This window comes from Sporomusa sp. (assembly GCF_035561255.1).
Lineage (GTDB): Bacteria > Bacillota > Negativicutes > Sporomusales > Sporomusaceae > Sporomusa.
In genome coordinates, this window is sequence record NZ_DATMXX010000154.1 from 1 (window position 1) to 8,345 (window position 8,345).

Annotated in this window: 12 protein-coding genes; all 12 read left to right on the plus strand. The window is 42.9% G+C overall.

Annotation, left to right across the window (positions count from 1 at the left end; all coding sequences use genetic code 11):
• Positions 1–425: hypothetical protein (locus tag VN379_RS08855; RefSeq protein WP_325532913.1), on the plus strand; the 425-nt coding region annotated here is incomplete at its 5' end.
• Positions 426–567: 142 nt separating this feature from the next.
• Positions 568–861 carry a flagellar biosynthesis anti-sigma factor FlgM gene (gene flgM, locus VN379_RS08860; protein ID WP_325532915.1) on the plus strand — a complete coding sequence of 98 codons (294 nt, stop codon included), beginning with the start codon at positions 568–570 and terminating at the stop codon, positions 859–861.
• A 26-nt stretch (positions 862–887) separates the two neighbouring features.
• Complete coding sequence (locus tag VN379_RS08865; protein ID WP_325532935.1) at positions 888–1,379, plus strand: flagellar protein FlgN; 492 nt, start codon at positions 888–890, stop codon at positions 1,377–1,379.
• Positions 1,380–1,412: 33 nt separating this feature from the next.
• A complete protein-coding gene (gene flgK, locus VN379_RS08870) occupies positions 1,413–3,248 on the plus strand; it encodes a flagellar hook-associated protein FlgK (RefSeq protein WP_325532917.1) in 1,836 nt (611 codons plus the stop codon).
• Positions 3,249–3,261: 13 nt separating this feature from the next.
• Positions 3,262–4,164, plus strand: a complete 903-nt coding sequence (gene flgL / locus VN379_RS08875) for a flagellar hook-associated protein FlgL (RefSeq protein ID WP_325532919.1) — start codon at positions 3,262–3,264, stop codon at positions 4,162–4,164.
• Positions 4,165–4,182: 18 nt separating this feature from the next.
• A complete protein-coding gene (locus VN379_RS08880) occupies positions 4,183–4,743 on the plus strand; it encodes a DUF6470 family protein (RefSeq protein ID WP_325532921.1) in 561 nt (186 codons plus the stop codon).
• Positions 4,744–4,785: 42 nt separating this feature from the next.
• On the plus strand, positions 4,786–5,250 hold the full coding sequence (fliW, locus tag VN379_RS08885) for a flagellar assembly protein FliW (protein WP_325532923.1): 465 nt from the start codon (positions 4,786–4,788) through the stop codon (positions 5,248–5,250).
• Position 5,251: 1 nt separating this feature from the next.
• On the plus strand, positions 5,252–5,485 hold the full coding sequence (csrA, locus tag VN379_RS08890; RefSeq protein WP_325532925.1) for a carbon storage regulator CsrA: 234 nt from the start codon (positions 5,252–5,254) through the stop codon (positions 5,483–5,485).
• A 93-nt stretch (positions 5,486–5,578) separates the two neighbouring features.
• Positions 5,579–5,935 carry a flagellar protein FlaG gene (locus VN379_RS08895; RefSeq protein ID WP_325532927.1) on the plus strand — a complete coding sequence of 119 codons (357 nt, stop codon included), beginning with the start codon at positions 5,579–5,581 and terminating at the stop codon, positions 5,933–5,935.
• A gap of 21 nt (positions 5,936–5,956) precedes the next feature.
• Complete coding sequence (fliD, locus tag VN379_RS08900; RefSeq protein WP_325532929.1) at positions 5,957–7,462, plus strand: flagellar filament capping protein FliD; 1,506 nt, start codon at positions 5,957–5,959, stop codon at positions 7,460–7,462.
• A gap of 36 nt (positions 7,463–7,498) precedes the next feature.
• Positions 7,499–7,891: a flagellar export chaperone FliS gene (gene fliS / locus VN379_RS08905; protein WP_325532931.1), complete on the plus strand. Its 393-nt coding sequence runs from the start codon at positions 7,499–7,501 to the stop codon at positions 7,889–7,891.
• Positions 7,891–8,232 carry a hypothetical protein gene (locus VN379_RS08910; RefSeq protein WP_325532933.1) on the plus strand — a complete coding sequence of 114 codons (342 nt, stop codon included), beginning with the start codon at positions 7,891–7,893 and terminating at the stop codon, positions 8,230–8,232. Before fliS ends, VN379_RS08910 begins: the two co-directional genes overlap by 1 nt.
• Positions 8,233–8,345: the final 113 nt, after the last annotated feature.

The following is an 8,345-nucleotide window of genomic DNA, read 5'->3' on the forward strand; positions in this document are numbered from 1 at the left end:
ATATAATAAAGATAGTGGAAGATAAAGGGGGCAGCGCTATGGGATTAGATAACTGTCCGGAGTGTGGCAAGCTGTATGTAGAAAATGTAGCCAGGCTTTGTCCGGAGTGTTACCGCAAGCAGGAAGAGGATGCGGAGCAAGTAATGGAATACCTGAGAGATACCAATAAAGCAACATTGGAAGAGATTCATCATGCTACCGGGGTTAAGCACAAAATAATCCTGCGTCTGCTGCGCAGCGGCCGTATTGTCGGTGGCATTTCTTATCCCTGTGACAGCTGCGGCGATCTGATTACTGAGGGACGGATTTGTAATAAATGCAGTAAGAATTTCCTTGATCAGATAAAAGCCGAGGAGCGCCATAAAGAGCATGAGCCTGATGTGAAAATTCGTTCACGCATGTACGGCAGAGACGGGGATAATTGAGATCGTTGATAATAGGAGTAATATGTTCATATCGAGAGTAAATGCATGATAAACTTCTCTAATCACGTGTGGCGGGGATTAATAACCCCGCCATTTCTGTCGATAATATAGTAAGAATTCCCGAGGTGTGAGGTGCTCACTAATGAATATCAAAAATATCCAAAATATTGCTAAGCTCTATGGTGAACAATCCAAGGTATCCAAGAACTGTAAAGGGCAGGGGGGGAACCCTGCACAGCGTCCGGACGAGGTCATTTTATCCACTCACGCTCAGGAGTTAAACCAGGTTCTTAAGACAGCCAAAGGGCTGCCTGAAGTGCGGGAAGATAAAGTGAAAGAGCTTTCAGAGCAGATTGCTAAAGGCGAGTATAAGGTTGATTCCCGCGAACTTGCCGATAGAATTATTGCCTATTCCAAGAATGAACGCCTGTATTAGAAAGGGGGGCTGTTTGAGTGACAGCTATGTGGGATAAACTGATCATTCTTCTGAACCAGACCCTTGAACTCTATCAGGCGCTACTACAGCTAAGTAGGAAAAAACGCGATATTCTAGTAGAAGCCAAACCCCAGGAACTAGATTTGCTGACCAATCAGGAAGAGGTCCTTATCATTGAAGCCGGTAAACTGGAAACTAAGCGATTAACACTTACCCGTGAAATTGCGACAGCGGTAGGCAGTGCTACAAGTGGGGTGGTTGCTTGGTCAGCAATGATTGACTGGGCTGATAGCGACACTGCAGATAAACTGAAAAAACTGAGCGAAGAATTTGAACAGGTGACTGGTGAACTTGCTAAAATTAATGAGATTAATACTAAATTGATTGAGCAATCCCTGGATTTTATTAAATATAATATCAATATTTTAAGCCAGAGCGTTGTAGGCCCCACATATGCGCCGAAAGGCCAGACTGCACCCCCTGGCTCCAGCCGTTCCATTTTGGATACCAGGGCATAGAATTAGCGAATGCAATAAACGGAGGAGTAAGATATGAGCTCGACTTTTGGTGGTTTAAATACAGTTGTGCGGGGGCTTTTGGCTCAGCAAATGTCTCTTGATACAGTGGGGCATAATATTGCCAATGCCAATACTGAAGGGTTTTCCCGGCAACGGGTGAATCTGGCTACAGTGACGCCGCAGACGATTTATGCGGGTAGAGGGCAGGTTCAGTTGGGGGCCGGTGTGGAAACACAATCTATCACCAGACTGCGGGATACATTTGTTGATCAACAAATGTGGAAAGAATCATCAACGCTGGGGTATGGGCAGACTGCCTTAAGCACATTGAATAAAATTGAAGGTGTGTTCCAGGAACCAACTGAGACAGGCATGCAGTCGGTACTCAATAACTTTTGGACAGCCTGGAATACCTTATCTACCCATAGTTCAGACAATAGTGCGCGTACGGCACTCCGGGAACGGGCTGTTGAAATGGTCGATGCAATCCAGCAGGCCAATACTCAGCTGCGGAATATGGTTTCTGATATTAATACTGTAATTGGAATTCGCGTTGATTCAGTCAATCAAATCACATCGGAAGTTTTGACTTTAAATAAGCAAATTGCTGGGATTGAGGTAGGAAAAGTTGACAATGCTAATGACCTCAGAGACCGGCGTGATTATCTTGTTGACCAGTTGTCAAAAATGATTAACGTTAATGTAAGTGAAGACACAAAAGGAAATTATGTTATTCAATCTTCTGGTTTTGTATTGGTAGACGGTAATGAGTTGAATAAATTAAAGGTTCAGTCACGCCAGGACGCTGATTATGGGTATGAAGTTGTCGATGTAGCTGATGCGTCCAGCAGTCTTGTTATAAACTTCACCAATGGTGAAATAAAAGGACTGATCGATTCACGGGATAAGACGTCTGCAACCTCGAGCGGTGAGGCGCGGGAAAGTGATACTGGGATTAAAGCCTATTTGAATAAGCTGGCCACAATGAGCCAATTCCTCTTGCAGGAGTTTAATGCGGTTCATCGCACCGGCTTCGGGTTAGATAATTCGACAGGTAACAACTTTTTCGGTAAGGGTGGGGACGCTGACCCTGACTATGGCGCAAGTGACTTAACTTCTGTTTTTGGGGTAGCATCTGCCAGTGATGTGCCGCCGTCTGAATGGATAAAGGCACTACAGGTCAATCCGGATTTATTCGATACAACCAACGGACTTGGCAGGATTGCCGCCAAATCATTTTCTAAAAATATCACTATTGACAAAAGCAACAGTGAAGCAGGTGGCGCTTCAGTCAGCCTATATGACAGCTACACCGGTGGCACCGGTTATAAGGCATATAGTGTAGAATTGGGACTTGTTGATGCTGCAGGGAAGGTTCATACTATAAACTATTCTGTGGATGGCGGGCCGGTTGTCACTGCGACTCTTGATGCGGATGGTTCATTTCACTTGAGCAACGGTGTCCAAATATCAATCGAAATTAATTCTCATAATAGCTCAACCAATACTTATTCCTTTACAGTGCCCCAGGGGAATGCCGCTGGTGACAATGCTGTTAATATGGCTAACCGGCTGAAGGTGGATCCTTCAGATTTGCTTGGCAAGTCGTCGCTGGATACCTTTTATGGTTCGTTTATCGGTGCCCTTGGTGTTCAGACTCAAAATGCAAAGCGATTAACAACAAATCAGGACACACTGGTGTCCCAGATAACTAACTGGCGCGAATCGGTGGCAGGTGTCAATATGGATGAAGAAATGAGTAATATGATCAGATTCCAAAAAGGCTATAATGCTGCTGCCAGGATATTAACGACCATGGATGAGATGCTGGATAAGCTTATTAATGGAACAGGTGTTGTGGGAAGATAAGGAGGTTGCTTGAATGCGTGTGTCAAACAATATGATAACATATAGTTTTTTAACAAGCTTAAACAAGTCGTTACAAAGACAGAATGACATCCAGGAACAGTTGACTGATGGCAAGCAACTGCACCGGCCATCTGATGATCCGGTTAAAACGATTCGCGGCATGCGAGCCAAAGTCAGTTTGACGGAGAATGAACAGTATAACCAAAACCTTGGTGATGCTATATCCTGGATGGACAATACCGATGGGGCAATGACCAGTTTAAACTCGCTTTTAACCAAGTTTACAGAGTTGACAATCAGTGCGGACGGTACGAAACCGGCTGCTGCCTATGTGGCAATTGCGGCTGAAATGGACGAATTGATAAACCAGGCGATCGTTGTGGGCAATTCCAAAATCGGTGACCGGTACCTATTTTCCGGTCAGCAGGATAAAACAGAACCCTTTGTCAGAAATGGTGATACTGTTATCTATCAGGGGGATAATAATAAAATATCAATGCCAATAAAGCCTGGATTAGCAACCCCGGCGCAGGACAGTGTAAATTTGACAGGCAAAGATGTTTTTGGTGCCAATAACCAATTATTGCAACACATGATTGACATTAAGAATCAACTGATAACCGGAGCACCTGACATGGATGCTGTCTTAAATACCGGGCTGACTAATCTGGAGGCAGACCATAATAAGTTGCTGGAAGTCCACACTCAGCTTGGGGCACGGATGTCTACTTACCAACTAGCCGAAACGATGCTGGAAAATGCTAATGTTATCATTACCGGCGATCTGGCCGCAAATGAAGATCTGGATATCCCTAAAGCTATTGTTGATTTTAAAACAAGTGAGACGGTGTATAAGAACGCATTGTCCGTCGGGGCCCGGATTATGCCGGTTTCGCTTGTTGATTTCTTGAAATAAATATTTTGGGAGGATAATATGATTAGACTCAACATCTCCCAACAAGATGCTAAAATTGAAATAACTACAGAACGGTCATATCTCGGAATAAAAACTACTCCGCCGGTAATGACTATGGAATCTCAGGCAGCAACGCTCGAAATCCGCCAGCCAAGAGGCGAACTGGAGATTGACTACACGCCTCTTAGGGCATCTTACGGGATAAAAGATCCTGCTGAGTTTTCACGTGACTGTGCTGAATACGGTCGTCAAGCCGGTCTGGAAGCAGTAGGCCGTATTGCTCAGGAAGGTGATCGAATGGCGGCAATAGAGTCTGGAGAAGCAGCCATACCTAATATAGCTGCAGATACTAACTCACCGCCTGCACCGGAGATTACCTGGGCTCACTTAGAAAAACCGATAGTTAATTATATAGTGCATCCACCTGAATTTACATTTGTGGCAGGGCATCTTACAATCAATGTACAGCCTGGTACGGTCGATTGTGATTATCATCCTGGCACAATTAACCTTCGTGTGGTTCAATATCCCAGTATCAGAATGTGGACAACAGACACCGCAATCGATCTGTCCACTTAAAGTTTTGAATAGTTCTACATATGGTTGTTTAGGAGGACCTTTATGCTTATCCAGTCAACACGTTTTGGTCAAGTAGAGATTATTGACAGCGAGCTTATCCGGTTTCCGCAAGGGATTCCCGGTTTTACCAATGAGCATCTGTTCGCTTTTCTTCCATATCAGCAGGATAGTCCGTTTGCTTTTCTGCAATCAGTAACAGATCCTGATCTTACTTTTGTGATTGTAGAGCCATTTACTTTTTTTCAAGACTATTCGTTTGCACTGGAAGCAGAAGTTTTACTGGAACTTGGACTCTCTAATGATAATCCACCCCGCATTTTTAACATTGTCCGTATACCGGAAAAGATTGAGGAAATGACGGCAAACCTCATTGCCCCAATTATTATTAACTGGAAAACACGTCTTGCCAAACAAATCGTATTGGAAAAGCCACTTTATACAGTACGCCACCGTCTCTTTCCGCAAGGCTTATCGATAGACCGACCGGTTGCCAAGGGGGCGGAATAGTATGCTTGCACTTACCCGTAAGATTGGCGAACGTATTATTGTTGGAGATAATATTGTATTTACTGTAGTTGATATTAAAGGTGACAGTGTTCGCCTGGCAATTGAAGCTCCCAAAGAAATAAAAATCTATCGGGGCGAAATTTATGAGGCGATTATAGCTGAAAATAAACAGTCTGCTAATCCGGTTAATCTGAATAATATGGATGTACTTAAGGGCATCAGGACTCAAAAATAGGACGCGATGCGTCCTTTTTTGTAAAAAAAGCTAAAGGTTTTTTCCCAACCTCCGATAATATACATAGAGAGTTGTAAAGTGGAGGTGGTTGGAATGGAGGTAAATGCAGGTAAAGTTGTTGCCTATTCTCCGGGCAGAACAACAGGCAGCAGTCCTATAGAACCGGCATCAACTGAAGTAGTATTGAAGTCAACTGATAGCACCAATCCCAGAGATGAAAAAATTAATAAAGAAGACCTGTCAAAGATGACAATTGAACTTAACAAGTTTATGCAATTGATAAATGCCGATCTAAAATTTGTCTTACATGAAAAAACGCATCGACTGATTGTACAGGTAATCGATACTAAAGAAAATAAAGTGTTGAAAGAATTTCCGCCCCATGAACTGCTTGATACTATGGCGGCAATTCAGGAATACGTAGGAATTCTACTAGATAAAAAAGTATAGTGACCGATGGAGGCGATTTAAATGGCAATACGAACTTATGGTTTGAGTGGATCAGGGATGGATGTCGATCAAATGGTCAAAGACCTCATGAAAGCTCAACGAGCTCGTTATGATACCCTGGTTCAGAAAAAGACGCAGACAGAGTGGAAAAAGTCTGATTATAATACTATGTATACTGCTATCAACGATTTCCGCAATACAGTTTTTAATTATAAGATGAGCAGCACTGTGTCGCCAAAGCTGGCGACTTCGTCAAATCAGGCGGTAGCTACAGTAACCGCTGACGGTGATGCTGCTAACATCACACATAGTCTCAATGTTACGCAACTCGCTAAGGGCGTGACGTTGACAAGTGCAGGCTCAGATAATACCACAACAACCGATGACACGATTACTACTGGTACTAGCAAAGATACTCTTGCTAACCAGTTTACAGGTCTGAGCGGCACATTTACAATAAAAATCACCAATGGCACATCATCGAAAGAGATATCAATTGATACTAGTCAAAGCATATACCAGGTTGTCAGTGATATTAACAATGCTGGTATTAACGTTAAAGCAAGCTATGACACAACGCTTGACCGTTTTTTCCTGTCAACTACCAACACTGGTGCCTCCGCATCACTTGATTTCACCGGCAGCGACCCTGCGGGAATAAATTTTTTGCAGGATAACCTTAAACTAAATGTTAATCCGGCTGATAATAAGGGACAAGATGCTAAGTTTACATTAGACAGTGCTATGGTAACCCAGACGACCAACACCTTTACCATTTCGGGAATTACTTATAATCTCCAGGGCGAAGGCCTTACAACTGTTGCCGTCAAACCTGATAATGACAAAACTATCGCCAATGTTAAAGCTTTCATTGAGGCTTACAATAGTACTTTAAGTAAACTCAATGCCGAGCTTACTGAGGATAAATACAAAGATTATTTGCCGCTTACTACTGAGCAAAAGAAGGCTATGAGCGAAACTGAAATCACGGCCTGGGAAGCCAAGGCAAAAAGTGGTTCGTTACGCCGTAACCCCACTCTTCAGGATACAGTGACGAAAATGCGAAGCGCGGTTTACAGTCCTGTTGCAGGTTTAACCGGCAAATACACCAGCCTCTCAAATCTGGGCATTACCACAGGCGATTATTCTGAGAACGGGATACTGCACCTTGATGACGATACTAAGCTTAAACAAGCGCTCGAAGAAGATCCGGACATTATTAACAAGCTATTTAATGCCAGCGGTGATACCAGCAGCAAAAAAGGGATTGCTGGTCGTCTATATGATACCCTCAAAGTCAGTATGGATAATATTGGGAACGAAGCAGGCTATACTGCTGGTATTAGTGGTGACACTAAAAGTACATTGGCTAACTTAATCAGAGACTATGATAAACAAATGATCTCTCTCGCTGACCGGCTTGATAATATGGAAGAAAGCTATTATAATAAGTTTAACGCCATGGAAATAGCGTTGAGCAAGTTAAGCCAACAAAGTAGCTGGTTGACTTCTCAGTTAAGTAGTTGATTGTCTATTCCAGGTATTTTTAAGGAGGCATTACATATGAATGCTGCCAATATGGCTAATACCTATAAACATCAGCAAATTATGACCGCATCACCTGAAGAACTAACCCTAATGCTCTATAATGGAGCTCTCCGGTTTATTGCTGAAAGCATGCAGGCTATTGACCATGGCAATATGGAAAAATCCCATAATTCCAATTTACGGGCCCAGGCGATTATGCGTGAATTTATGGCGACTTTGGATATGCAATATGAAATTTCCCAAGGTTATAATAAGCTTTATGACTATATTGAGTATCGCCTGATTCAGGCCAATCTAAAAAAGGATAAATCGCAGTTAGAAGAAGCTAAAAATATGCTCCAGGAGTTACGGGACGCCTGGGTGCAGGCCATGAAATCGACAAAGACGCAGAGAGCGGTTGCACGGTAATGGTCAAAGATGACCGTGCGGCCAGGAAACTTTGGCAGGAATATGCTTTTTTAACCGGTGAAATGACCAAGATGCTGTTGAGACAGGACTTGGATCTATTTTTAGAGCTAATGGATCAGCGGGACACGATTCAAACGGCGATTGCTGATTTGCCTGAAGATGGCTTTAAAGCATCTCTGGAGGGACGTACTATACTCCTGTCAATAGAAAAGCAAAATAAAATAATTGCGATGGCTTTGCAACGGCTACAAAATATGAGTAAGCAACGCCATCTGGCAGCAAATGCATATGATAACTTGGGTACAGGTTATACAGGGGTCAGACTCAATCGTCAAAGTTGAAATAATTAATAACAACTAACCGGGCATTTGTCCGGTTTTTTTGCATTTAAAACACTTTCCAGTAAACATAATAAAATGCATTTTAAATTTTTGAGATTAGACAAAAATTAAAG